21 protein-coding genes are annotated in these 22,461 nt (G+C 68.9%); 13 read left to right on the top strand and 8 right to left on the bottom strand.

Annotated elements, in window-relative coordinates:
- Positions 1–61 precede the first annotated feature (61 nt).
- Complete coding sequence (locus AB5J50_RS33370; protein WP_369261989.1) at positions 62–1,006, top strand: 1-aminocyclopropane-1-carboxylate deaminase/D-cysteine desulfhydrase; 945 nt, start codon at positions 62–64, stop codon at positions 1,004–1,006.
- Between the two features lie 54 nt (positions 1,007–1,060).
- Here the strand turns inward: AB5J50_RS33370 and AB5J50_RS33365 are convergent, their stop codons facing one another.
- Positions 1,061–2,656 carry a Na+/H+ antiporter gene (locus AB5J50_RS33365; RefSeq protein ID WP_369261987.1) on the bottom strand — a complete coding sequence of 532 codons (1,596 nt, stop codon included), beginning with the start codon at positions 2,654–2,656 and terminating at the stop codon, positions 1,061–1,063.
- Between the two features lie 61 nt (positions 2,657–2,717).
- On the opposite strand from AB5J50_RS33365, the gene AB5J50_RS33360 reads away from it, so the two are divergent.
- The 3 genes from AB5J50_RS33360 (at position 2,718) to AB5J50_RS33350 (ending at position 4,878) form a co-directional block, all read left to right on the top strand.
- Positions 2,718–2,978: a UBP-type zinc finger domain-containing protein gene (locus AB5J50_RS33360; protein ID WP_369261985.1), complete on the top strand. Its 261-nt coding sequence runs from the start codon at positions 2,718–2,720 to the stop codon at positions 2,976–2,978.
- A gap of 338 nt (positions 2,979–3,316) precedes the next feature.
- Positions 3,317–3,730: an anti-sigma regulatory factor gene (locus AB5J50_RS33355; protein ID WP_330307219.1), complete on the top strand. Its 414-nt coding sequence runs from the start codon at positions 3,317–3,319 to the stop codon at positions 3,728–3,730.
- Positions 3,727–4,878 carry an RNA polymerase sigma factor SigF gene (locus tag AB5J50_RS33350; RefSeq protein WP_369261983.1) on the top strand — a complete coding sequence of 384 codons (1,152 nt, stop codon included), beginning with the start codon at positions 3,727–3,729 and terminating at the stop codon, positions 4,876–4,878. The genes AB5J50_RS33355 and AB5J50_RS33350 overlap by 4 nt, the downstream gene beginning before the upstream one ends.
- Before the next feature lie 16 nt (positions 4,879–4,894).
- On the opposite strand, the gene AB5J50_RS33345 is transcribed toward AB5J50_RS33350, so the two are convergent.
- A complete protein-coding gene (locus AB5J50_RS33345) occupies positions 4,895–5,347 on the bottom strand; it encodes a hypothetical protein (RefSeq protein WP_369261981.1) in 453 nt (150 codons plus the stop codon).
- 183 nt (positions 5,348–5,530) lie between these two features.
- On the opposite strand from AB5J50_RS33345, the gene AB5J50_RS33340 reads away from it, so the two are divergent.
- Positions 5,531–6,499 (top strand): diacylglycerol kinase family protein, encoded by a 969-nt coding sequence (locus tag AB5J50_RS33340; RefSeq protein WP_327431622.1) that lies wholly within the window; start codon positions 5,531–5,533, stop codon positions 6,497–6,499.
- Between the two features lie 318 nt (positions 6,500–6,817).
- Complete coding sequence (locus AB5J50_RS33335) at positions 6,818–7,075, top strand: WhiB family transcriptional regulator (RefSeq protein WP_006380970.1); 258 nt, start codon at positions 6,818–6,820, stop codon at positions 7,073–7,075.
- Positions 7,076–7,293: 218 nt separating this feature from the next.
- On the opposite strand, the gene AB5J50_RS33330 is transcribed toward AB5J50_RS33335, so the two are convergent.
- A complete protein-coding gene (locus tag AB5J50_RS33330) occupies positions 7,294–8,769 on the bottom strand; it encodes a sensor histidine kinase (protein ID WP_369261979.1) in 1,476 nt (491 codons plus the stop codon).
- 449 nt (positions 8,770–9,218) lie between these two features.
- On the bottom strand, positions 9,219–9,911 hold the full coding sequence (locus AB5J50_RS33325; RefSeq protein ID WP_369261977.1) for a TetR/AcrR family transcriptional regulator: 693 nt from the start codon (positions 9,909–9,911) through the stop codon (positions 9,219–9,221).
- Between the two features lie 97 nt (positions 9,912–10,008).
- Here AB5J50_RS33325 and AB5J50_RS33320 point away from each other — a divergent pair, with 97 nt between their 5' ends.
- Together AB5J50_RS33320 and nagB are read left to right on the top strand one after the other, a co-directional pair.
- A complete protein-coding gene (locus AB5J50_RS33320) occupies positions 10,009–10,761 on the top strand; it encodes an SDR family oxidoreductase (RefSeq protein ID WP_369261975.1) in 753 nt (250 codons plus the stop codon).
- Positions 10,762–10,925: 164 nt separating this feature from the next.
- Positions 10,926–11,711, top strand: a complete 786-nt coding sequence (gene nagB / locus AB5J50_RS33315; RefSeq protein WP_327431618.1) for a glucosamine-6-phosphate deaminase — start codon at positions 10,926–10,928, stop codon at positions 11,709–11,711.
- Between the two features lie 127 nt (positions 11,712–11,838).
- On the opposite strand, the gene AB5J50_RS33310 is transcribed toward nagB, so the two are convergent.
- The 4 genes from AB5J50_RS33310 to AB5J50_RS33295 form a co-directional block, all read right to left on the bottom strand.
- Positions 11,839–13,350 carry a glycoside hydrolase family 3 protein gene (locus AB5J50_RS33310; protein ID WP_369261973.1) on the bottom strand — a complete coding sequence of 504 codons (1,512 nt, stop codon included), beginning with the start codon at positions 13,348–13,350 and terminating at the stop codon, positions 11,839–11,841.
- Between the two features lie 9 nt (positions 13,351–13,359).
- Entirely contained in the window at positions 13,360–14,226 is an 867-nt protein-coding gene (locus AB5J50_RS33305) for a carbohydrate ABC transporter permease (RefSeq protein ID WP_327435206.1), read from the bottom strand.
- A gap of 5 nt (positions 14,227–14,231) precedes the next feature.
- Positions 14,232–15,218 (bottom strand): carbohydrate ABC transporter permease, encoded by a 987-nt coding sequence (locus AB5J50_RS33300; protein WP_369261971.1) that lies wholly within the window; start codon positions 15,216–15,218, stop codon positions 14,232–14,234.
- Between the two features lie 155 nt (positions 15,219–15,373).
- Positions 15,374–16,657: an extracellular solute-binding protein gene (locus AB5J50_RS33295; RefSeq protein ID WP_369261969.1), complete on the bottom strand. Its 1,284-nt coding sequence runs from the start codon at positions 16,655–16,657 to the stop codon at positions 15,374–15,376.
- Between the two features lie 404 nt (positions 16,658–17,061).
- Here AB5J50_RS33295 and AB5J50_RS33290 point away from each other — a divergent pair, with 404 nt between their 5' ends.
- The 5 genes from AB5J50_RS33290 to mctP all read left to right on the top strand — a co-directional run bounded on the left by AB5J50_RS33290 (position 17,062) and on the right by mctP (position 22,339).
- Complete coding sequence (locus AB5J50_RS33290) at positions 17,062–17,826, top strand: GntR family transcriptional regulator (protein WP_327431614.1); 765 nt, start codon at positions 17,062–17,064, stop codon at positions 17,824–17,826.
- Between the two features lie 131 nt (positions 17,827–17,957).
- The gene (locus AB5J50_RS33285) at positions 17,958–20,150 is read left to right on the top strand and encodes a carbon starvation CstA family protein (protein WP_369261967.1); all 2,193 of its coding nucleotides are present in this window, start codon (positions 17,958–17,960) and stop codon (positions 20,148–20,150) included.
- Positions 20,122–20,343 carry a YbdD/YjiX family protein gene (locus AB5J50_RS33280; RefSeq protein WP_369261965.1) on the top strand — a complete coding sequence of 74 codons (222 nt, stop codon included), beginning with the start codon at positions 20,122–20,124 and terminating at the stop codon, positions 20,341–20,343. The genes AB5J50_RS33285 and AB5J50_RS33280 overlap by 29 nt, the downstream gene beginning before the upstream one ends.
- Before the next feature lie 128 nt (positions 20,344–20,471).
- A complete protein-coding gene (locus AB5J50_RS33275) occupies positions 20,472–20,735 on the top strand; it encodes a DUF3311 domain-containing protein (protein WP_327431611.1) in 264 nt (87 codons plus the stop codon).
- Positions 20,732–22,339: a monocarboxylate uptake permease MctP gene (mctP, locus tag AB5J50_RS33270; protein WP_369261963.1), complete on the top strand. Its 1,608-nt coding sequence runs from the start codon at positions 20,732–20,734 to the stop codon at positions 22,337–22,339. Before AB5J50_RS33275 ends, mctP begins: the two co-directional genes overlap by 4 nt.
- Positions 22,340–22,461: the final 122 nt, after the last annotated feature.

Here is a 22,461-nt window from a genome sequence, read left to right as displayed (position 1 = left end):
CGTAGCGTGCCCCTCGGACGGGCATCCGGCGCGCCCCCGTAAGCGCCCACCCCCCGGACGAATGTCCGACAATGGTGGGGTGACCAGCCCCGACGTCCCCGACGTCCCCGAAGCGCTCGGCCCCGCCGGCCTGCGGCCGCGACTTCCGTCGCCGCTGCGGGAGGCCGCGGACGAGCGCTTCGCGCGCCACGGCGTCCGGCTGCTGCTCAAACGGGACGATCTGATCCACCCGGAGCTGGTCGGCAACAAATGGCGGAAGCTGACCCCGAACCTGGAGGCGGCGGCGGGCCGCACGGTGGTCACCTTCGGCGGGGCGTACTCGAACCATCTGCGCGCCACGGCCGCCGCGGGCCGCCTCCTCGGTCTGTCCACCCTCGGCGTGATCCGCGGCCAGGAGCTGGCCGACCGCCCCCTCAACCCCTCGCTCGCCCGCTGCGCGGCGGACGGCATGCGACTGCACTTCGTCGACAGATCGACGTACCGCCGCAAAGCGGAACCGGGGACGCTGGCCGGGATCCTGCGTGCGGTGGGCGCCGAGGACGCGTACGTCGTGCCCGAGGGCGGCAGCAACTCCCTTGCCGTACGCGGCTGTCAGGGGCTCGGCGCGGAGCTGCGCGGCCACGCCGACATCGTCGCCCTCGCCTGCGGCACCGGCGGCACCCTCGCGGGCCTGGCCGCCGGACTCGCCCCCGACCAGCGCGCCCTCGGCATTCCGGTTCTCAAGGGCGGCTTCCTGAGCGCCGACATACAGGCCCTCCAACAGGCCGCCTTCGGTGCCCGTCGCGGCATCTGGTCCCTCGACGACCGCTTCCACTTCGGCGGCTACGCCCGCACCACCCCCGAACTCGAAGTCTTCGCGGAGGACTTCGAGCACCGCCACGGGCTGCCCGTCGAACGTCTCTATGTCGCCAAGATGCTGTACGGACTTGTCGCCCTCGCGCAGGAGGGCGCGTTCCCGCGCGGGACGACGGTGGCGGCGGTGATCACGGGAGCACCGCTCTCCTGAAGCACCGCTGTCCTGAAGGGGCCTCTCCCGAAACGGCCTCTCCCGAAGCGGCGCTCAGGCCGCCTCCCGATAGGCCGCCGCCTCCTCCAGGTCCAGTCGGCGCAGCAGCGTGCGCAGCATCTCGTCGTCGATGTAGCGGTGGTCCCGGAGCTTGACGAAGACCTCGCGCTCGGCGCCGATCATCTCGCGGGAGAGCCGCCGGTAGGTGTCGTCGGCGGTCTCGCCGGTCACCGGGTTGACCGCGCCGAGGCGCTCCCAGACGGCGTTGCGGCGCCGCTCCAGGACCGTGCGCAGGCGCTCGGCGAGGGGCGGGGGCAGGGCGTTGCGCTCGTCGGTGAGGAGTTCGTCGAGGCGTTCTTCGGCGACCCTGGAGGCCTGCGCCTGGGCGTTGGCCTCGGCGAGCGTCTCGGCCTGCTGATCGCGCCCCGGCAGCTTCAGCAGACGGATCAGCGGGGGCAGCGTCAGCCCCTGCACGACCAGGGTCCCGATGACCGTCGTGAAGGTCAGGAAGAGGATCAGATTGCGATCGGGAAAGGCCCCGCCGCCGTGCACGGTGAGCGGGATGGAGAAGGCGATGGCGAGCGAGACCACGCCCCGCATGCCGGCCCAGCTGATGATGAACGGCCCCTTCCAGGTGGGGTCGGGCTCGCGCTCCCGGATCCGCGCCGACAGCAGACGCGGCAGAAACGTCCCCGGGTACACCCACGCGAACCTGGCCGCGACCACAACGAGGAAGAGGGCCACCGCGTACCAGGCGGCACGACCGATCGAGTACTCCCCAAGCCCCTTGAGAACGACCGGCAGTTGCAGTCCGATCAGTGCGAACACCGCCGACTCCAGGACGAAGGCGACCATCTTCCACACCGCCTCCTCCTGGAGCCGGGTCGCGAAGTCCACCTCCCAGGAACGGTGTCCGAGGTAGAGCGCGACGACCACCACCGCGAGCACCCCGGAGGCGTTCAGCTGCTCGGCGATCCCGTACGCGACAAAGGGGATCAGCAGGGAGAGGGTGTTCTGGAGAAGCGCCTCCTTCATGTGGGTGCGCAGCCAGTGGATGGGGATCATCAGGACGAGCCCGACGAGCACACCGCCGACCGCCGCGAGCAGGAACTCGCGGATGCCGCCCGCCCAGGTCGCGCCCTCGCCGACCGCCGCGGCGAGCGCCACCTTGTAGGCGGTGATCGCGGTCGCGTCGTTCACCAGGGACTCACCCTGAAGGATCGTGGTGATCCGCGAGGGCAGCCCCACCCGGCGCGCCACCGCCGTCGCCGCGACCGCGTCCGGCGGCGCCACCACCGCGCCCAGGACCAGCGCCGCGGGCAGCGGCAGGCTCGGCACGATCAGATAGGCGGCCCATCCGACCACGAGGGTCGCGAAAAGGACGTACCCGACCGACAGCAGCGCGACGGGCCGCAGTTGCGCCCGCAGATCGAGGTACGAGCTGTCGGTGGCCGCCGTGTACAGCAGCGGGGGCAGCACCAGCGGGAGCACGACCTCGGGGTCGAGTTCGTACGCGGGCACCCCGGGGACGTACGAGATCAGCAGGCCCGCGGCGACGAGCAGCAGCGGTGCGGGGACCGGGGTGCGGCGGGCGGCCCCGGCGACCGCCGCACTGCCCGCGACCAGCAACAGCAGTGGCAAAACGTGCATCGTCTTCCGCCCGCCCTCGTTTTCGCGCGGCTTCCCGCACACCCGACGTAACCTGGCAATCATGAAACAGTGCACGCACGCCGACGCGCTGCCGCACCCCGAACCCGAGCCCCTGAGCGAGACCTGCGTGGAGTGCCTTGCGGCCGGCACGCACCCGGTGCAGCTTCGCCTGTGTCTGGAGTGCGGGCACCTGGGTTGCTGCGACTCCTCTCCGCTGCGGCACGCGACGGAGCACCACAAGGACACCGGACACCCGGTCATGCGCACCTTCGAGCCCGGGGAGAGCTGGCGCTGGTGCTTCGTCGACCACGTACTCGTATGACGCATGTACACATATGACGCCTCGATGGCATCCGGCGGCGGCATACTGAAGAGGACCCGTGGATCACGTACGCGTGCGACCCTCGGTCCGGACGGTTCGACCGTCTGACGCCTGGGTACGTCAACCCGGCGCGCGCTCTTCCTATTTGGGCCCGCAGACCCCTAGCCACTGTCCGTACTCATAGGCTTACTATGAGTGACAGCAAGGGGCGGGGTCCCCGGGACAGGAAACCTGAGAGCGCGGTAGCGTCACCGCTGAACCACGTAGCGCGTTACCCCGGGGGGCGACCCTCGGCCCCGTTGGAGCTCGAAAGAGCTTGTACCACCATGGAGGTGAGGGTGTCCCAGATCGCAGGCGAGCCCGCGACGAAGGACTTCGTGGAAGTCCGGCTGCCGGCCGCGGGTGCCTACCTGTCGGTGCTGCGCACGGCCACGGCCGGGCTTGCGGCCCGTTTGGACTTCACCCTCGACGAGATCGAGGACCTGCGCATCGCGGTCGACGAGGCCTGCGCGATCCTGCTGCAACAGGCCGTCCCCGGCTCGGTGCTCAGCTGTGTCTTCCGGCTCATCGACGACTCGCTGGAGGTCACGGTCTCGGCCCCGACCACAGACGGTCACGCCCCCGCCAGGGACACCTTCGCGTGGACCGTCCTCTCGGCCCTCGCCGGCAAGGTCGACTCGACCGTCGCCGAGGACAAGACCGTTTACATCAGCCTCTACAAACAGCGCGGCGCGGGACCCGGGCCGGCGTGAGGAACGGGGACGGGCCGGTGCGGGACGAAGAGCGCGGCACACGGGAGCTTCCCGCCGAGCGCGTCGACGGCCTCGGCGGGCCGCGGCGCACGGCGGACGGCGTCGACGGCATCCCCGAGCAGGCCCGGCCGCACCCGGAGGACAGCACATCCTCGGCGGCCGCCGAAGCGCCTTCAGAGGCAGCGCCGGACGACGAGGACGAACGGGAGAAGCTCTCCGGCCAGAGCGACGGGCAACGGGATCCGGAGGGTGCCGCGCTGAGCACGTCCTCGGAAGGGCGGCGGCTGGTGACGGGCGGGACTATGAGCGAGCACGAGCGACACGACAAGCCAGGGGCGCAGAGCGTGCAGGGCGCGCAGCACGGGCCGAGCGCCCAGCACATCCAGCACGACCCCCAGGACCGCAGCGGGGCGCGGGCGATGTTCATCGAGCTGCGCAAGCTGAAGGAGGGCAGCGCCGAGTACGCGGAGCTGCGCAACCAGCTGGTCCGCATGCACCTCCCGCTCGTCGAGCACCTCGCGCGCCGCTTCCGCAACCGCGGCGAGCCGCTGGACGACCTCACCCAGGTCGCCACCATCGGCCTGATCAAGTCGGTCGACCGCTTCGATCCGGAGCGCGGCGTCGAGTTCTCGACGTACGCGACCCCGACCGTCGTCGGTGAGATCAAGCGTCACTTCCGCGACAAGGGCTGGGCGGTGCGGGTACCCCGCCGTCTTCAGGAGCTGCGGCTGGCGCTCACCACGGCGACCGCGGAGCTCTCGCAGCTGCACGGCCGCTCTCCGACCGTCCATGAGCTGGCCGAGAAGCTGGGGATCTCGGAGGAGGAGGTCCTGGAGGGTCTGGAGTCCGCCAACGCGTACTCCACGCTGTCCCTGGACGTCCCCGACACGGACGACGAGTCCCCGGCCGTCGCGGACACCCTCGGCGCCGAGGACGAGGCCCTGGAGGGCGTCGAGTACCGCGAGTCCCTCAAGCCGCTCCTGGAGGATCTGCCGCCGCGGGAGAAGCGGATCCTGCTACTCCGCTTCTTCGGCAACATGACGCAGTCGCAGATCGCGCAGGAGGTCGGCATCTCGCAGATGCACGTGTCGCGCCTGCTGGCCCGCACGCTGGCCCAGCTGCGCGAGAAGCTGCTCGTGGAGGAGTGAGACCGGTGACTCTCGGTTACTTCTGATCCTGCACATCGCCGCCGGGCCCTCGGATTCCGAGGGCCCGCGTCGTTGCCGGGTTCACGAGCAGTACGAGGGCCGCGACCGCGACGACCGCCAGGGCGATGCCGGCGGGGATCGCGATGCTGTCGGCCTGGAGCAGGTTGTAGGCCACCGGCAGCGCCATGATCTGGGTGATGACGGCCGGGCCCCGGCTCCAGCCGCGGCGCAGCAGCAAGCCGCGCGCGGCCAGCAGCGGCAGCAGGGCGAGCACGATCAGCGTGACGCCGCCCGTGACGGCCTGCCGGCGGTCGACGGGGTCACCCGTGAAGCCGAGGACGAGGATGTAGACGCCGCCGGCGACGAGCGCGAGCCCCTCCAGCGCGGCCAGCGCCGCCGCGGCGGTCAGCCGCCCGGGGCGGGGTTCTGCGGCGGGGGCGTCAGGGGTGGGATTCTGCTCAGGGCTCACCCCTGAAGAGTAGCCGTCGGCCACCGGCGGCCGATGGGCCCGGGGGCCGCCTTCCGGGCGGCGTGGGCGCCGGGGCACGTTCCGGAGCCGGCCGCTCCACGTGCGCAGCGTCACGCCCCGAGCTCTTACCTGATCCCTACCTCGGCCTGGGATCAGTACCACCCAGTAGGTACGCTGCATCACATGCGTGCACTTCTCGTGGTCAATCCGGCAGCAACCACCACAAGTGCGCGTACGCGTGACGTACTGATCCACGCACTGGCCAGCGAGATGAAGCTGGAGGCGGTCACCACCGAGTACCGCGGGCACGCCCGGGACCTCGGCCGGCAGGCCGCGGAGAGCAAGGACATCGACCTGGTCGTGGCCCTCGGCGGCGACGGCACGGTCAACGAGGTCGTGAACGGTCTGCTCCACCACGGCCCCGACCCGGAGCGCCTGCCCCGCCTCGCCGTGGTCCCCGGCGGCTCCACCAACGTCTTCGCGCGCGCCCTCGGCCTGCCCAACGACGCCGTGGAGGCCACCGGCGCGCTGCTGGACGCGCTGCGCGAGGAGCGCGAACGCACGATCGGCCTCGGCCTCGCCGCGGGCACACCCGGCACGGAGGACGAAGCCGTGCCCTCCCGCTGGTTCACCTTCTGCGCCGGCCTCGGCTTCGACGCGGGCGTGATCGGCCGGGTCGAGCAGCAGCGCGAGCGCGGCAGACGCTCCACGCATGCGCTGTATCTCCGCCAAGCGGTACGCCAGTTTTTGGACGAACCTCACCGCCGGCACGGAACGATCACGCTGGAGCGCCCCGGCGCGGACCCGGTCACCGATCTGGTCCTGTCCATAATCTGCAACACCTCGCCGTGGACGTTTCTCGGCAATCGTCCGGTGTACGCCTCACCTAAGGCCTCGTTCGATACCGGGCTCGACGTACTCGGTCTCAGCCGCATGTCGACGCCCGCGGTTGCCCGGTATGCCACGCAGTTGCTCACTTCGTCCCCCGAGCGCGGACCCCATGGCAAGCATGCGGTGTCCCTGCACGATCTGACGGACTTCACCTTGCATTCGAAGGTGCCGCTCCCCCTCCAGATGGACGGCGACCACCTCGGACTGCGCACCAGCGTGACGTTCACAGGCGTACGCCGTGCACTGCGTGTGATTGTGTGAGCGGAAGGGCTCAAAGTCCTTTCACTCGAACGTTTAGACCAGGGTCCACCCCATGGAAGTACGGCTGTGACCTAGTCGACACCGAGGAATCAAAAAAAACTTTCCAGAAGGGGTTGTATCCGCCGCTGAGGTTTGCGAGTCTCTACGTGGCGATCGGGACGGCCCGCAACATCGGCCCCACAGAGAGCCAGAACCCCTCCTCAAATCACAGGACCACGTCAGGTCATCTGACAGTCGGCCCTTCACTTGTTGAGGGATTCGTGAAAGCGTTCACATTCACAAGCAACTTGCATGTAATACCAAGGAGAGGTAGCAGCCATGGACTGGCGTCACAACGCCGTTTGCCGCGAGGAAGACCCCGAGCTCTTCTTCCCCATCGGCAACACCGGTCCTGCGCTGCTGCAGATCGAGGAAGCCAAGGCCGTCTGCCGCCGCTGCCCCGTCATGGAGCAGTGCCTGCAGTGGGCGCTCGAGTCCGGCCAGGACTCAGGCGTCTGGGGTGGCCTCAGCGAGGACGAGCGCCGTGCCATGAAGCGTCGCGCCGCCCGCAACCGGGCCCGTCAGGCCACCGCCTGACACCCCACCCCGCACGAGCCTGAGCTTGGCGGCGCGTACAGCGAGTACGCATCTCCCGCCCCCGAGCCGCAGCGCGCAGTACCCCCGATGCGCATAGCAACGTGAGCATGAGCCCCGGACCACCCAGTGGTCCGGGGCTCATTGCTGTTTGCGTCCGCGTGGATTAGCTGTGCACGTCTGTGGATTACTTGTGGACGTCGGCCGCGTACGGGTGCCGACTACTTCTGAGCCCGCACCGGGATGTCCAGGATCACCTGGGTCCCGCGCTCCGGAGCGGCCACCATGTCGAAGGTGCCGCCCAACTCGCCCTCCACCAGCGTCCGTACGATCTGCAGACCGAGGTTGCCCGAGCGGTGCGGATCGAATCCTTCCGGAAGTCCGACGCCGTCGTCCTGGACGGTGACCAGGAGGCGGGCGTCCTTGGTGGTGCCGCCGCGCACCGCGGAGACCTCGACGGTGCCCCGGTCGCCCTCACGGAAGCCGTGCTCCAGGGCGTTCTGCAGGATCTCCGTGAGGACCATGGAGAGCGGGGTCGCGACCTCGGCGTCCAGGATGCCGAAGCGGCCGGTGCGCCGGCCGGTGACCTTGCCGGGCGAGATCTCGGCGACCATGGCGAGCACCCGGTCGGCGATCTCGTCGAACTCCACACGCTCGTCCAGGTTCTGGGAGAGCGTCTCGTGCACGATCGCGATCGATCCGACCCGGCGTACGGCTTCCTCCAGGGCCTCCCGGCCCTTGTCCGAGTCGATGCGCCGGGCCTGGAGCCGCAGCAGGGCCGCCACCGTCTGGAGGTTGTTCTTCACCCGGTGATGAATCTCCCGGATGGTCGCGTCCTTGGTGATCAACTCACGCTCGCGGCGCCGCAGTTCGGTGACGTCGCGCAGCAGCACCAGTGAACCCACGCGGGTGCCCTTGGGCTTGAGCGGGATCGCGCGCAGCTGGATCACTCCGTCACCGCTCTCGATCTCGAACTCGCGGGGCGCCCAGCCGCTGGCGACCTTGGACAGCGCCTCGTCCACCGGGCCGCGCGACGGGGCGAGTTCGGCGGTGGTCACGCCGAGGTTGTGGCCCACGAGGTCGGCGGCGAGGCCGAGGCGGTGGTACGCCGACAGCGCGTTCGGGGAGGCGTACTGGACGATGCCGTCCGCGTCGAGGCGGATCAGTCCGTCGCCCACCCGCGGCGAGGCGTCCATGTCGACCTGCTGGTTCGGGAACGGGAAGGAGCCCGCCGCGATCATCTGGGCGAGGTCGGAGGCGCTCTGGAGGTACGTCAGCTCAAGGCGGCTCGGGGTACGCACGGTGAGCAGGTTGGTGTTGCGCGCGATGACCCCGAGGACGCGCCCCTCACGTCGTACGGGAATGGACTCGACCCGTACCGGAACCTCCTCGCGCCACTCCGGGTCGCCCTCGCGCACGATCCGGCCCTCGTCGAGCGCGGCGTCCAGCATGGGGCGGCGACCGCGTGGGACGAGGTGGCCGACCATGTCGTCCTGGTACGAGGTGGGGCCGGTGTTGGGCCGCATCTGGGCCACGGACACATAGCGGGTGCCGTCGCGCGTGGGCACCCACAGGACGAGGTCGGCGAAGGAGAGGTCGGAGAGCAGCTGCCACTCCGAGACCAGCAGATGCAGCCACTCGAGATCGGAGTCACCGAGGGCGGTGTGCTGGCGTACGAGGTCGTTCATGGAGGGCACGTGTGCGAGCGTACCCGGCGGATACGACAGGCCCCGAAATCAGCCACTCGCACGGGTCCCGCGGAGGCTTCGCACGGGCCCGGAAACACCCGCGGGCCGCGGCGCCTGGGAGGGACCCTCAACCCTCCCGGCACCGCAGCCCGGAGCAACAACGGCCGCGGGGTGTGCGGTCCCGATGGCCGAAGAGAGGAGCCGGAGCAGTCAGGGCAGAGAGCGCCGGTTCCTCGGTCCGCCTTCCTGTGCGGGGAAGACGGAGGCTTGTTCAGTTACTTGGCATTTACTCAAGCATGGTGATCCCAGCCATGGCGATCCCAAGCATTGTGGACTAGACCATGGTCCTGCGTCCATGCGTCATCTGTCCATGCCTAGCCACGCGCTGGGGGATGTTTATTGTTGTCGGCTTATCCAACATCCAACAGCATCCATCACGCAGACTAACCCGCTTCGGTTCATGAACGGGCCGGATTGACGGATGAACGGACCGGATTGACCGCCGAGCGGGGCCAGACGGCCATGGCGAGCTCCGCCAGCGCCTCCAGTTCTTCCCGGGTGGCGCCGTCGCGGGCCTGCTGGGACATGCCCTGGATGATCGCCCCGGTGTACCGGGCGAGGGCCGCCGCGTCCGTGCCCGCGGGCAGCTCACCCGCGGCGATACCCGCCTTTATGCGGCTCTCGAAGACGGCGATGTTGGCGTTGCGCCGCTCGCGCAGGGACTCCTCGACCTCGGGCGAGGTGCAGTTGGTGGCCGCGTGGATGACCAGGCAGCCGTGCGGGTGGCCCGGGTCGGTGTACTCGACGGCCGCCTCGCGCAGCATCCGCTCGACCGCGCCGCGCGCGGTGGGCTCCTCGGCCAGCGCGCGCTCACCGAACGAGCCGTACTTCGTGCCGTACTCGCGGACCACCTCGTCGAAGAGCGACCGCTTGTCACCGAACGCCGCGTACAGGCTCGGGGCGCCGATGCCCATGACGCGGGTGAGGTCGGAGACGGAGGTCGCCTCATACCCGTGCTCCCAGAACGCGAGGATCGCCTTCTCCAGCGCGGTCTCACGGTCGAAGGAGCGGGGACGGCCGCGCTGCTTGGTCAGGACCTTGGCGTCCTCGGGTGCCGCGGTCCCCGGCTCGGTCTGCTGCCTGCTCACCATGGGGTGGATTTTATAGCGGCTGCTAGAGAAATGTCGGTGGGCTGTTGTACGGTTTTTTCTGTAGCGACCACTAGTGAAATGCGAAGGGGGCGTCGGCATGGGCGTGCTCACCGGCAGGACGGCACTCGTCACGGGCGGCGGCAGGGGCATCGGGCGGGGCATCGCCGAGCGGCTCGGACGGGACGGCGCACGGGTGGCCGTGCACTACGGCAGCAATGAGGCAGCCGCGAAGGAGACGGTCGCCGCGATCGAGGCGGCAGGCGGATCGGCGTTCACGATCGGGGTGGAGCTGGGGCTGCCGGGCGACGCGGAGGCCCTGTGGGAGTCCTTCGACCGACAGGCGGACGGGCTGGACATCCTGGTGAACAACGCGGGGATCGGTACGTCGCGTTCGTTCCACGAGATCGATGAGACGGAGTACGACAAGGTGTTCGCGGTGAACGTGAGGGCACCGCACTTCATCACCCGGCTCGGCGCCTCGCGCCTGCGGGACGGCGGGCGCGTCATCAACATCTCCTCGGGCCTCGCCCGCAACGCCGTGATGCCGGACAAGATGGCGTACGCGATGACGAAGGGCGCCCTGGACGTCTTCACCCGGGATCTGTCCAAGGTGCTGGGCCCCCGGGGGATCACCGTGAACTCGGTGGCCCCGGGCATCATCGACACCGACAACACTGCCGAGTTCCTGCACGGGACCGAGGACGGATGGGCGCAGGCCTCGGCGATATCGGCGCTGGGCCGGGTCGGGGCGCCGGCGGATGTGGCGGACGTGGTGGCGTTCCTGGCGTCGGACGACGGGCGGTGGATCACGGGGAGCTGGGTGGACGCGACGGGGGGTTCGCTCATGTGAGGCGGGCGCCTTCAGTGGCGCGGGGGCCATCGCGGGGACTTCGGGCGACGATAAGGAGGGGCTCTGCTAGATTGGTCTATACCACATGTGTCCCTTTTCGGGATCCAGTGAGTCCCCTGAGTCCTTGAGTCCCTGAGTCCCCTCTCCAGATCGGCAGGCCCAGCGTGGAAGTTGTCATCGTCCCGGACGCCAAGGCGGGCGGCGAGCTGATCGCCGAGGCCATGGCGGAGCTCCTCCGACGCAAGCCCGACGCCCTGCTCGGCGTGGCCACCGGCTCGACTCCGCTGCCCATCTACCAGGCGCTGACGGCCAAGGTGAGCTCCGGTGCCGTGGATGCCTCCGGCGCGCGGATCGCACAGCTCGACGAATACGTGGGGCTGCCGGCCGAGCATCCCGAGTCGTATCGGTCGGTGCTGCGGCGCGAAGTGCTTGAGCCGCTGGGGCTGGGCATGGACGCGTTCATCGGGCCGGACGGCACCGCGGAGGACGTGCGGGCCGCGTGCGAGGCGTACGACAAGGCGCTCGCGGAGGCCGGCGGGGTCGATCTCCAGCTGCTCGGGATCGGGACGGACGGGCACATCGGGTTCAACGAGCCGTGCTCCTCGCTCGCCTCGCGGACCCGGATCAAGACGCTGACCGAACAGACCCGGGTGGACAACGCGCGGTTCTTCGAGGGCGACATCGAGCAGGTGCCGCACCACGTCATCACCCAGGGCATCGGCACGATCCTGGAGGCACGGCACCTGGTGCTGCTCGCCACCGGCGAGGGCAAGGCGGACGCGGTGGCCGCGACGGTCGAGGGGCCGGTGGCCGCGGTGTGCCCGGCGTCGGCGTTGCAGCTCCACCCGCACGCGACCGTCGTCGTCGACGAGGCGGCGGCCTCCAAGCTGAAGCTCGCGGACTACTTCCGGCACACGTTCGCCAACAAGCCGGACTGGCAGGGGATTTAGCGGCACGGGCACGGATCGTCACGGACGCATACCGACCGCACAAAGGTGCCGGGTCTCCCCCAGGGAGGCCCGGCACCTTTTCGTTCAGGTGGTCAGGTGGTCAGGTGATCACGTGATCGCTGCCGCGCTACTCCCCCGCGATGACCTCCGCCGCCGCCCGGCCGCACACGCGTGCCGCGCCATGGGTGGCAATGTGCAGGGTGCCCCGGGGCGGGGACTGCGGTACGCCCATCTCGACCACGACCGTGTCGGGGCGGGCGGCGAGGAGGGTGTCGAGGGCGGCCGCCATCCAGGGGTGGCGGTGTTCGTCGCGGACGACGGCGACGATCCGGCGGGTGCCCGCGGCGGCGAGGGCCAGGGCGCCCGCGCTCTCACCGGTGAAGCTGCCGGTCTCCGTGCCGGGGAGCAGACGGGCCAGTTCCGCCGCCACGCCCCAGGGGGTCTCGTCACCGACGGCGATGTTCGCGACGGGGGTGAGCGCGGCGACGTACGGGGCCTCGGTGAGCGGGGCGTACGTCTCGGCGTGGGTCACCGTGAGCGCGCGACGGGCGGCGACCAGGCCGACGTCGGCACGATCACCCGCACGATCACCCGCACCCACGCTCGTATCCGCACCCGCACCCCCGCCTGCCGCCGTCCAACGTGCCAGCGCCCGTACCCGGTTCGCCGCGTCCGCGAGGCGCTCCTCGGGGAGTTCGCCGGTGCGGACGGCTGAGACGAGGGCGTCGCGGAGGCGGCGTACCGTGTCGTCGTCCGCGAGGCCGCCGCCCACGCAGATCGCGTCCGCGCCGGCCGCGATGGCGAGGACGCTGCCCCGCTCGATGCCGTACGTCGCGGCGATGGCCTGCATCTCCATGCCGTCGGTGACGATGAGACCGTCGTAGCCGAGTTCCTCGCGGAGCAGGCCTGTGAGGATGCGGCGGGAGAGGGTGGCCGGGCGGTCGGGGTCCAGCGCCGGGACGAGGATGTGCGCGCTCATCACGGCGCGCGTCCCCGCGGCGATCGCGGCGCGGAACGGGGCGAGTTCGCGGGACTCCAGTACCGACAGGCCGGCGTCGATGCGCGGCAGCGCGTGGTGCGAGTCGACGGCCGTGTCGCCGTGCCCCGGGAAGTGCTTGGTGCAGGCGGCGACCCCCGCGGACTGGAGCCCGGTGACGTAGGCGGCCGTGTGCCTGGCCACCAGGTCGGTGTCGGCGCCGAAGGACCGTACGCCGATGACGGGGTTGTCGGGGTTGGAGTTCACGTCGGCGGACGGGGCCCAGTTGAGGTTGACGCCGCAGGCGGCGAGGCGGCGGCCCAGTTCGGCGGCCACTTCCTCCGTCAGCGAGACGTCGTCCACCGCTCCCAGCGCGTGATTGCCGGGGAACGAGGACCCCGTACGCACCTCCAGGCGGGTGACGTCACCGCCCTCCTCGTCGATCGCGACGAGCACGTCGTCGCGTTCGGCGCGCAACTGGGCCGTCAGGGCGGCCAGCTGCTCGGGCGAGTCGATGTTGCGGCCGAACAGGCCGACCGAGGCGAGGCCTTCACCGAGGCGGCGGAGCAGCCAGTCGGGGGCCGTGGTTCCGGTGAAACCGGGTTGGAGGACGGTGAGCGCGTCGCGCGTGATGGTGTCCGTCCCACTGGCGAGTGTCGTCATCGGGTGGCGTTATCCCTTCACGGCGCCCGCGGTCAGCCCCGCGGCCATCTTGCGCTGGACGATGAGGAACAGGACGACGATCGGCACGGCCATCATCGTGGAACCGGCCATCATCGGGGCGTACTCGGTGCCGTGCTTGGTGGTGAAGTTGCCGAGCCAGACGGTGGCGGTCTGGTTCTTCTGGCTCAACAGCATGAGGGCGTAGAGGTATTCGTTCCACGCCTGGATGAAGCCGTATACGGACGTGGCGACCATGCCGGGTGCCAGCAGCGGGAAGACCACGCGGACGAAGGCGCCCGTGCGGCTGCAGCCGTCGACCATCGCCGCCTCCTCCAGCTCCTTCGGGATGTTGACGATGAAGCCGCGCAGCGTCCACACCGTGAAGGGGAGGATGAAGGTCAGATACGTGATGATCAGACCGGAGAGCTTGTCGTACTGGTCGAGGTCGTTCAGCAGCAGGAAGATCGGGATGATCATGGCGACCAGCGGGACCATCTGGACCGCCAGGATGCCGACGATCACGATCTTCCGGCCGCGGAAGGCGAAGCGGGAGATGGCCAGCGCGGCCAGCAGCCCCACCACCATGCCGATCACGACCACCGACAGGGACACGATCAGGCTGCGGCCCACCGGGCCCCAGAAGTCGGCGATGTCCAGCGCGCGGCGGAAGTTGTCGAGCGTCACCGCCGTGGGGAACAGGCTCGGATCCGAGTCGATGGCGTCCTTGGCCGGCTTGAAGGCCGTGTTGAACATCCAGTAGACGGGGAAACCCGCGGTGGCGAAGACGAGCAGGCCGAGCAGGTTCCAGCCGAGCTTGGACTTGCGGGGTCCGGAGGACTTGCGGGGTCCGGAGGACGTACGCCGCGAGGTGGTGATCGCGCTCACTCGACCTCTCCGATCTTCAGCATCTGACGCATGTACACGGCGACCACGCCCAGCAGCAGGAGCACGGTCAGCAGGGCGATCGCCGATCCCTGCGCGTAGTCGTTGACCACGAACGCACGGTCGTACGAGTACGTGGTGAGCAGCTGGAACTCGGCCTCCGGGTGGCCGCCCCGCATGACGAAGACCTGGGGGAAGACGCCCATGTCCCAGATGACGGAGAGGGTCGTGAGCATCACGATGATCGGCTTGAGGATCGGCAGCGTGACGTAACGGAAGACGCCCCAGGCGCCCGCGCCGTCGAGGCGTGCCGCCTCCTCCAGCTCCGCCGGCACCTGTGTGAGTCCCGCGCTGAGCGTGATGACGACGAACGGCACCGCGCCCCACACCACCAGGAGCATGATCACGGCCAGGCCCTGGGTGCCGCTGGCGAACCAGTTGTGGCCGACCATGTCGACGCCCGGCAACTTGCTGAGCAGCGCGTTGAAGACGCCGTAGTCGGAGTCGAAGAGCCACTTGAAGACCGTGGTGGCCACGATGATGGGCATGCCCCAGCTGGCCACGAGCACGATGTTGATGAGTGTCTTCACCCAGCCGGAGACCCGCTGGAGGAGCAGCGCGATCAGCATGCCGATGACCATCGTGAAGATGACGGAGCCGCCCGCGAAGACGATCGTCCGGACGACCACCGCCCAGAACTCGCTGTCCCCCAGCACCTTGCTGAAGTTGTCGAAGCCGACCGACTCGGCCGGCTGGAAGCCCCAGAGCTGGGACTGCCCGAACTTCTGGAAGGACAGCGTGACCAGACGGACGAGCGGATAGCCGAGGACCAGTCCGAGAATCAGCAGACAAGGGGCGAGCAGGGCCCAGGGGACGGCTGCCCCGCCGTTCGTCCGCTTTCTCCGTGGCTGCTCCCGCGCGGCCGATGGTGGTGGCGACTGCCGCGCAGGCGGCACTTTGGCAGTGGTCGTTTCAGCGGCACTCATCCGCGCGCTCCTCAGCGGTACCTCAGGTCGTACGGGTCGTACGGGAAGCAAGCCCCGCCCGCGACCGGGTCGTACGGGAGGCTCACCCCCCGGTCGTACGGGGAGCAGGGCCCCGCGCCTCCGCGAGGGAGGACCGACGGGGCCCTGCTCTCAGGTCACTTGGTGTTGATGACCTTGTCGATCGCGGCGTCCGCTTCCTTCGCGGCGTCCGCGACCGACTTCTTGCCGGTGCCGATGCTCTGCAGCATGGTCTGCAGGACCTGGGCCTTCTCGACCTGGCCCCAGCCCGGCGCCATCGGGACGAACCAGTTGGACTCGGCCGCCGTGGCCGGGACCGCCGTCGCCGGGTCGTTCTTCAGGGTGGCGAGGTCGGTCTTGTTGTTGGGCAGGTTGCCCTTGCCCATCAGGCCCTTCTGGCCCTTGGCGCCGGTGAACGCGTTGATCCACTCGGCGGCGACGGCCTGCGCCTTGGACTTCACCGGTACGGCGAGGTCGGAGCCGCCGAGGAAGACGGGGAGGTTCTTGCCGGACGGGCCGGGCATCACGAAGTTCTCGAGGTTGCCCTTGAGCTTGCCGGTCTTGTCGTTCTTCGGGTCCTCGGAGGTCGCGCCCTCCCAGGCCGCGCCGAAGATCATGGCGGACTTGCCCTGGCCGTAGACGATGTAACGGTCGGACTCGTCCTTGGTCTTGTCGCCGTGCATGTACGTGTCGACGACGTTCTTGAACTCGGTGAGGCCCTTGATGGACTCGGGCGAGGAGAGGTTGGCCTTCCACTGGCCGCCGTCTTCCTTCGCGATGGAGCCGCCGGCGTCGTAGACGAAGGACATGGCCGCGTACCAGTCACGGGTGGGCTGGTACCAGGCGCTGAACTTGTCGCCCTCCTTCTTCTGGATCTTGTCCAGAGCGGAGGTGAGCTCCTTGTACGTCTTCGGGGCGGACTTCACGCCGACCGAAGCGGCGAGGTCCTTGCGCCAGTTGCCGACGCGGCCACCGGCGTAGTACGGGACGCCGTAGGTCTTGCCGTCGTAGGTGACCGAGGCCTTGAGGCCGTCGAGCCAGGCGTCCGACTGCTCGAACTTGGTGGCGTCGAGGGGAGCGAAGGCGCCCTTGACCATGTAGCCGAGCATCTCGGTGTTGCCCATCTCGACCACGTCGGGGGCCTTGTCGGTGGCGAGGACCGCGTCGAGCTTGGTGTTCTTGTCCGGCCAGCCGTAGTACTCGTGGTTGATCTTGATGCCGGGGTGCTTCGCCTTGATCGCCGTGTCGGCGGCCTTGACCAGCTCGGGCCAGTTGTTCTGCGCGTCGACGGTGAGCCAGACGGTCAGCTCCTTGGCGTCCGCGCCCTTGTCCGACCCCCCGGACTTGTCGTCACTCCCGCACGCCGCGATGGAGACCATCATGCCCGCGATACCGATCGCGGCTATCAGCTTGCGCTTCACGCCACCCTCCTCAGGGATGCCATAAACCCCCCTGCTCCCTGCGGTGACATACGACGCGTACCGCCCGTGGGGCCGGGACTGGACCAATGGTGTAGACCAGTACGGGGAGCTTGGCCTAGACCTAGAAGGGTGTCAAGGCGTTCACAGGCACTCCGACCGTCCGTTATGGGACCTACATATGAAAGGACCTTTAATTAGGTAAGTGGCATAACGGACAGCCCAGTTCACGCACCATGTGCGACTCGTCTCCGCGCGGTGGACTAGACCAACGGGTACGGCGACGGTATATAGAGGGGATCACGGAGCGTGCGGGGGGACACTCGCACACGAAGCCGTGCCACGATGTGAGCCGTGGCCGATAGGGATGTCGGTCGCTTCGGCATCCGGAGCCGGGAAGGCAGAGCATGAGCACCGACGTCAGCAGTGCGGAGAACGAGGGTGGGGCGCCCATCCGTACCGCGCGCGTGCCCAAGTACTACCGCCTGAAGAAGCACCTGCTCGACATGACGGAGACACTGCCGCCCGGCACGCCGGTACCGCCCGAGCGCACCCTCGCCGCCGAGTTCGACACCTCGCGCACCACCGTGCGGCAGGCCCTTCAGGAACTGGTCGTCGAGGGCCGCCTGGAGCGTATCCAGGGCAAGGGCACCTTCGTGGCCAAGCCCAAGGTCTCCCAGGCACTGCAACTCACCTCGTACACCGAGGACATGCGCGCCCAGGGCCTCGAACCCACCTCGCAGCTCCTGGACATCGGCTACATCACCGCCGACGAGACCCTCGCCGGGCTGCTCGACATCTCGGCCGGCGGCCGGGTGCTGCGCATCGAGCGGCTGCGCCTCGCGAGCGGCGAGCCGATGGCCATCGAGACGACCCATCTGTCCGCCAAGCGCTTCCCTGCGCTGCGCAGGTCTCTCGTCAAGTACACCTCCCTCTACACCGCGCTCGCCGAGGTGTACGACGTCCATCTGGCCGAGGCCGAGGAGACCATCGAGACCTCGCTGGCCACCCCGCGCGAGGCCGGACTGCTCGGCACCGACGTCGGCCTGCCCATGCTGATGCTCTCCCGGCATTCGCTGGACCGGCAGGGCGAGCCGGTGGAGTGGGTGCGCTCGGTGTACCGGGGTGACCGGTACAAGTTCGTGGCGAGGCTCAAGCGCCCGCAGGACTAGAGGGGCCCCTGGTGGGCCGCCGCACTCAAGTGCCCTCAGAAATAAGCCACTTGAGGTAGTGCACGTGGTGTAGCGCAGCTCCTCTTCCTGCTCTACGGTCCTCCCGTCACCCATGGACGGGAGGACGACCCGTGCGCACCGAAAGCCCTGAAAGCCCTGGAATAGCATCCGCTCGCAAGGCAACTCCCCGCACCATCGTCACCTGGACCCTCGTCGCGCTGGTCGGCGGCGCGGGCTGGTCCGTGCTCGCGCTCGCCCGCGGCGAGAACGTCTCGGCCGCCTGGATGGTGGCCGCGGCCCTCGGCACGTACGCCATCGCCTATCGCTTCTACGCCAAGTTCATCGCGTACAAGGTGCTCAAGGTCGACAAGACCCGGGCCACCCCCGCGGAGCGGCTGAACAACGGCATCGACTTCCACCCGACGGACCGGCGCGTGCTGCTCGGTCACCACTTCGCGGCGATCGCGGGCGCGGGGCCGCTGGTCGGACCCGTGCTGGCCGCGCAGATGGGCTACTTGCCCGGCACCATCTGGATCATCGTCGGCGTGATCTTCGCGGGCGCGGTCCAGGACATGGTGGTGCTGTTCTTCTCCACCCGCCGGGACGGACGCTCGCTCGGGCAGATGGCCCGCGAGGAGATCGGCCCGTTCGGCGGCGCCGCGGCCCTGCTCGCCACCTTCGCCATCATGATCATCCTGCTCGGTGTGCTCGCGCTGGTGGTCGTGAACGCGCTGGCGCAGTCGCCGTGGGGCACCTTCTCGATCGGGATGACCATCCCGATCGCCCTGCTCATGGGCTTCTACCTGCGGGTACTGCGGCCGGGACGAGTCGCCGAGGTGTCGCTGATCGGCGTCGCGCTCCTCCTGCTCGCCCTCGTCGCCGGACGCTGGGTCGCCGAGTCCTCCTGGGCCGGCACCTTCACCCTCGCCCCCTCCACCCTGGTGATCTGGCTGGTGGCGTACGGCTTCATCGCATCCATCCTCCCGGTCTGGATGCTCCTCGCCCCCCGCGACTACCTCTCCACCTTCATGAAGATCGGCACGATCGCGCTGCTCGCGCTGGGCGTCGTGATCGCGCTGCCGACGCTGAAAATGGACGCGGTCACCAGCTTCGCGCGACACGGCAACGGGCCGGTCTTCGCGGGCTCGCTCTTCCCCTTCGTCTTCATCACGATCGCCTGTGGTGCGCTCTCGGGCTTCCACTCGCTGATCTCATCGGGCACAACACCCAAGATGATCCAGAAGGAGACGCAGGTCCGGATGATCGGGTACGGCTCCATGCTGATGGAGTCGTCGGTCGCCGTCATGGCCCTCGTCGCCGCGTGCATCATCGACCCGGGCCTGTACTTCGCGATGAACGCGCCGGCCGGAGTCATCGGCACCACGGTCGAGTCGGCGTCGCACGCGGTCGCGGGCTTCGGCTACACGATCTCCCCGGCGGACCTCGCGCAAGCCGCCCACCAGGTCGAGGAGCAAACCCTGCTCTCCCGCACCGGCGGCGCGCCCACTCTCGCCGTCGGCGTCTCGGAGATCTTCTCCAAGGTCACCGGGGGAAGTCTGCGGGCCTTCTGGTACCACTTCGCGATCATGTTCGAGGCCCTGTTCATCCTGACCGCGCTCGACGCGGGCACCCGCGTGGGCCGGTTCATGCTCCAGGACATGCTGGGCAACGTCTACCGCCCCTTCAAGAACGTGAGCTGGAAACCCGGACTCGTCATCACCAGCGCCATCGTGTCCGCTCTGTGGGGCTATTTCCTCTGGGTCGGCGTGCATGAACCGCTCGGCGGCATCAACCAGCTCTTCCCGATCTTCGGCATCTCGAACCAGCTGCTCGCGGCGGTCGCCCTGGCCGTCTGCACGACCCTGCTCGTGAAGTCGGGCCGCCTCAAGTGGGCCTGGATCACCGGTGTTCCACTCCTCTGGGACGCCACGGTCACCCTCACGGCCAGCTACCAGAAGGTGTTCTCCAGCGACCCGCGCGTGGGCTTCTTCAAGCAGCGCTCGATCTACCAGGACGGCATCGACGCGGGAAAGGTCCTGCCACCCGCGAAGAGCATGGACGACATGCACACCGTCGTCACCAACTCCACGGTGGACGGCATCCTTTCGGCCATTCTCGCCGTCCTCGTCGTCGTCGTGATCGCGGACGCGGCCCGGGTGTGCGTCCGGCACATACGCCGCCCGGCGCTGTCCACGCTCAGCGAGACGCCGTACGTGGAGTCGAAGATCGTCGCTCCGGCCGGGCTGATCCCGACCAGGGAGGAGAAGGAGGAGGAAGCGGAGGAGGCGGAGCGCGATGCGGTCGGCGCTGAAACGGGCGGTTAGCCGCGCGGGAAGGGGAATGCGCGGAATTCGCTGGTACGTAAGGGAGTTGACCGATGAATCCGCCTACGACCGCCATGTCACCCACCTGCGGAAGGACGATCCGGACACACCCGTACCCTCGCGCCGTGAGTTCGAACGATGGCGGACGGACCGTCAGGAGCGGGACCCACGCCAGGGGTTCCGCTGCTGCTGAGGCCATCACCGGCTGCCCACACGAACCCTCCACATCCGCTATCCGGACGGGGGTTCCATAAAGGCGGAACCGTCGCCTAGATTGCCTGCGCGTTACACAGGTGATCAGTGAGGGGACGGAGCCGCCGTATGTCAGATGTGCCTGAAGTGAAGCCACCGGCAGTGACGCCGGTCCGCGTAGTGATCGCGCTCTGTCTGTTCGCGCCGTTCGTGGCGATGCTGTGGGTCGGCTCGTACGCGAAGACGGACCCGGCCTTCATAGGCATCCCGTTCTTCTACTGGTACCAGATGCTGTGGGTCATCATCTCGACCGCCCTCACGATGACCGCGTACCAGCTGTGGCAGCGTGACCAGCGGGCCCGCGCCGCCGCGAAGGGCGGTGTCGAAGCATGAAGGACGGCGTGAACGGCGTGGCACTCGCCGTCTTCATCTTCTTCTTCCTGGCCGTCACGGTCATGGGCTTCCTGGCCGCGCGCTGGCGCAAGGCGGACGACGAGCACAGCCTCGACGAATGGGGCCTGGGCGGACGGTCGTTCGGCACCTGGATCACCTGGTTCCTGCTCGGCGGCGACCTCTACACGGCGTACACCTTCGTCGCCGTTCCGGCCGCCATCTACGCGGCGGGCGCGGCCGGCTTCTTCGCGGTGCCGTACACGATCCTGGTCTACCCGCTGATCTTCACGTTCCTCCCCCGCCTGTGGTCGGTCTCCCACAAGCACGGATACGTGACGACGTCGGACTTCGTGCGCGGCCGCTTCGGCTCCAAGGGCCTGTCCCTCGCCGTGGCCGTCACCGGCATCCTGGCCACCATGCCGTACATCGCGCTCCAACTGGTCGGCATCCAGGCCGTGCTGGACGTGATGGGCGTGGGCGGCGGCGAGAACACGAACTGGTTCGTGAAGGACCTCCCGCTCCTCATCGCCTTCGGCGTGCTGGCGGCCTACACCTACTCCTCGGGCCTGCGCGCCCCGGCGCTGATCGCGTTCGTGAAGGACACCCTGATCTACATCGTGATCGCGGTGGCCATCATCTACATCCCGATCAAGCTGGGCGGCTTCGACGAGATCTTCAAGGCGGCGAACGACAAGTACACGGCGGCGGGCGCCGGCGGAATCGTCCCCGCCGAGGCGAACCAGTGGACGTACGCCACCCTCGCCCTGGGCTCAGCACTCGCGCTCTTCATGTACCCGCACTCGATCACGGCGACGCTGTCGAGCCGCAGCCGCAACGTCATCCGCCGCAACACCACGATCCTCCCGCTCTACTCCCTGATGCTGGGCCTGCTGGCCCTCCTCGGCTTCATGGCGATCGCGGCCGGGGTGAAGGTCACGAACGGCCAACTCGCCATCCCCCAGCTCTTCGAGACCATGTTCCCGGACTGGTTCGCGGGCGTGGCCTTCGCCGCGATCGGCATCGGTGCGCTCGTCCCCGCGGCGATCATGTCCATCGCCGCCGCGAACCTTTTCACCCGCAACATCTACAAGGACTTCATCAAGCCGGACGCGACCCCGCAGCAGGAGACCAAGGTCTCCAAGCTGGTCTCGCTCCTGGTGAAGGTGGGCGCGCTGGTCTTCGTCCTGACGATGGACAAGACCGTCGCGATCAACTTCCAGCTCCTCGGCGGCATCTGGATCCTCCAGACGTTCCCCGCCCTGGTGGGCGGCCTGTTCACCCGCTGGTTCCACCGCTGGGCGCTCCTCGCCGGCTGGGCCGTGGGCATGCTCTACGGCACGCTCGCCGCGTACGGGATCGCCTCCCCCACCCAGGATCACTTCGGCGGCAACTCGAAGGAGATCCCCGGCATCGGGGAGATCGGCTACATCGGCTTCACGGCGTTCGTCCTCAACGCGGTCGTGACCATCGTCCTCACCTTCGCCTTCCGGGCCTTCAACGCCCCCGACGGCGTGGACGAGACGTCCCCTGAGGACTACACGGCGGACGCGAGCGCCCCGAACGCGGCGAAGCTGCCGCCGGCGACAGCGGAGGCGACCCACTAGCTTCCCCGGGTATTGCGCGGTTCCCCGCGCCCCTTGAGGGGCGCGGGGAACCGCGCATTCTTTTGGACCAGCCCCCACCCACCCGTAGCCGAAGTAGCACTCCCTGACACCGACGCGACACA

It is taken from the genome of Streptomyces sp. R35 (assembly GCF_041053035.1).
Classification (GTDB): domain Bacteria; phylum Actinomycetota; class Actinomycetes; order Streptomycetales; family Streptomycetaceae; genus Streptomyces; species Streptomyces lutosisoli.
The sequence above is the reverse complement of the archived record's forward strand: the minus strand, read 5'-3'. Positions and strand labels throughout refer to the sequence as shown.

Coding starts and splice junctions, on each gene's coding strand:
- AB5J50_RS33370 (WP_369261989.1), top strand. CDS start 62: ATGTCCGACAATGGTGGGGTGACCAGCCCCGACGTCCCCGACGTCCCC.
- AB5J50_RS33365 (WP_369261987.1), bottom strand. CDS start 2,656: ATGCACGTTTTGCCACTGCTGTTGCTGGTCGCGGGCAGTGCGGCGGTC.
- AB5J50_RS33360 (WP_369261985.1), top strand. CDS start 2,718: ATGAAACAGTGCACGCACGCCGACGCGCTGCCGCACCCCGAACCCGAG.
- AB5J50_RS33340 (WP_327431622.1), top strand. CDS start 5,531: ATGCGTGCACTTCTCGTGGTCAATCCGGCAGCAACCACCACAAGTGCG.
- AB5J50_RS33335 (WP_006380970.1), top strand. CDS start 6,818: ATGGACTGGCGTCACAACGCCGTTTGCCGCGAGGAAGACCCCGAGCTC.
- AB5J50_RS33325 (WP_369261977.1), bottom strand. CDS start 9,911: ATGGTGAGCAGGCAGCAGACCGAGCCGGGGACCGCGGCACCCGAGGAC.
- AB5J50_RS33320 (WP_369261975.1), top strand. CDS start 10,009: ATGGGCGTGCTCACCGGCAGGACGGCACTCGTCACGGGCGGCGGCAGG.
- AB5J50_RS33310 (WP_369261973.1), bottom strand. CDS start 13,350: ATGACGACACTCGCCAGTGGGACGGACACCATCACGCGCGACGCGCTC.
- AB5J50_RS33300 (WP_369261971.1), bottom strand. CDS start 15,218: ATGAGTGCCGCTGAAACGACCACTGCCAAAGTGCCGCCTGCGCGGCAG.
- AB5J50_RS33290 (WP_327431614.1), top strand. CDS start 17,062: ATGAGCACCGACGTCAGCAGTGCGGAGAACGAGGGTGGGGCGCCCATC.
- AB5J50_RS33280 (WP_369261965.1), top strand. CDS start 20,122: ATGCGGTCGGCGCTGAAACGGGCGGTTAGCCGCGCGGGAAGGGGAATG.
- AB5J50_RS33275 (WP_327431611.1), top strand. CDS start 20,472: ATGTCAGATGTGCCTGAAGTGAAGCCACCGGCAGTGACGCCGGTCCGC.
- mctP (WP_369261963.1), top strand. CDS start 20,732: ATGAAGGACGGCGTGAACGGCGTGGCACTCGCCGTCTTCATCTTCTTC.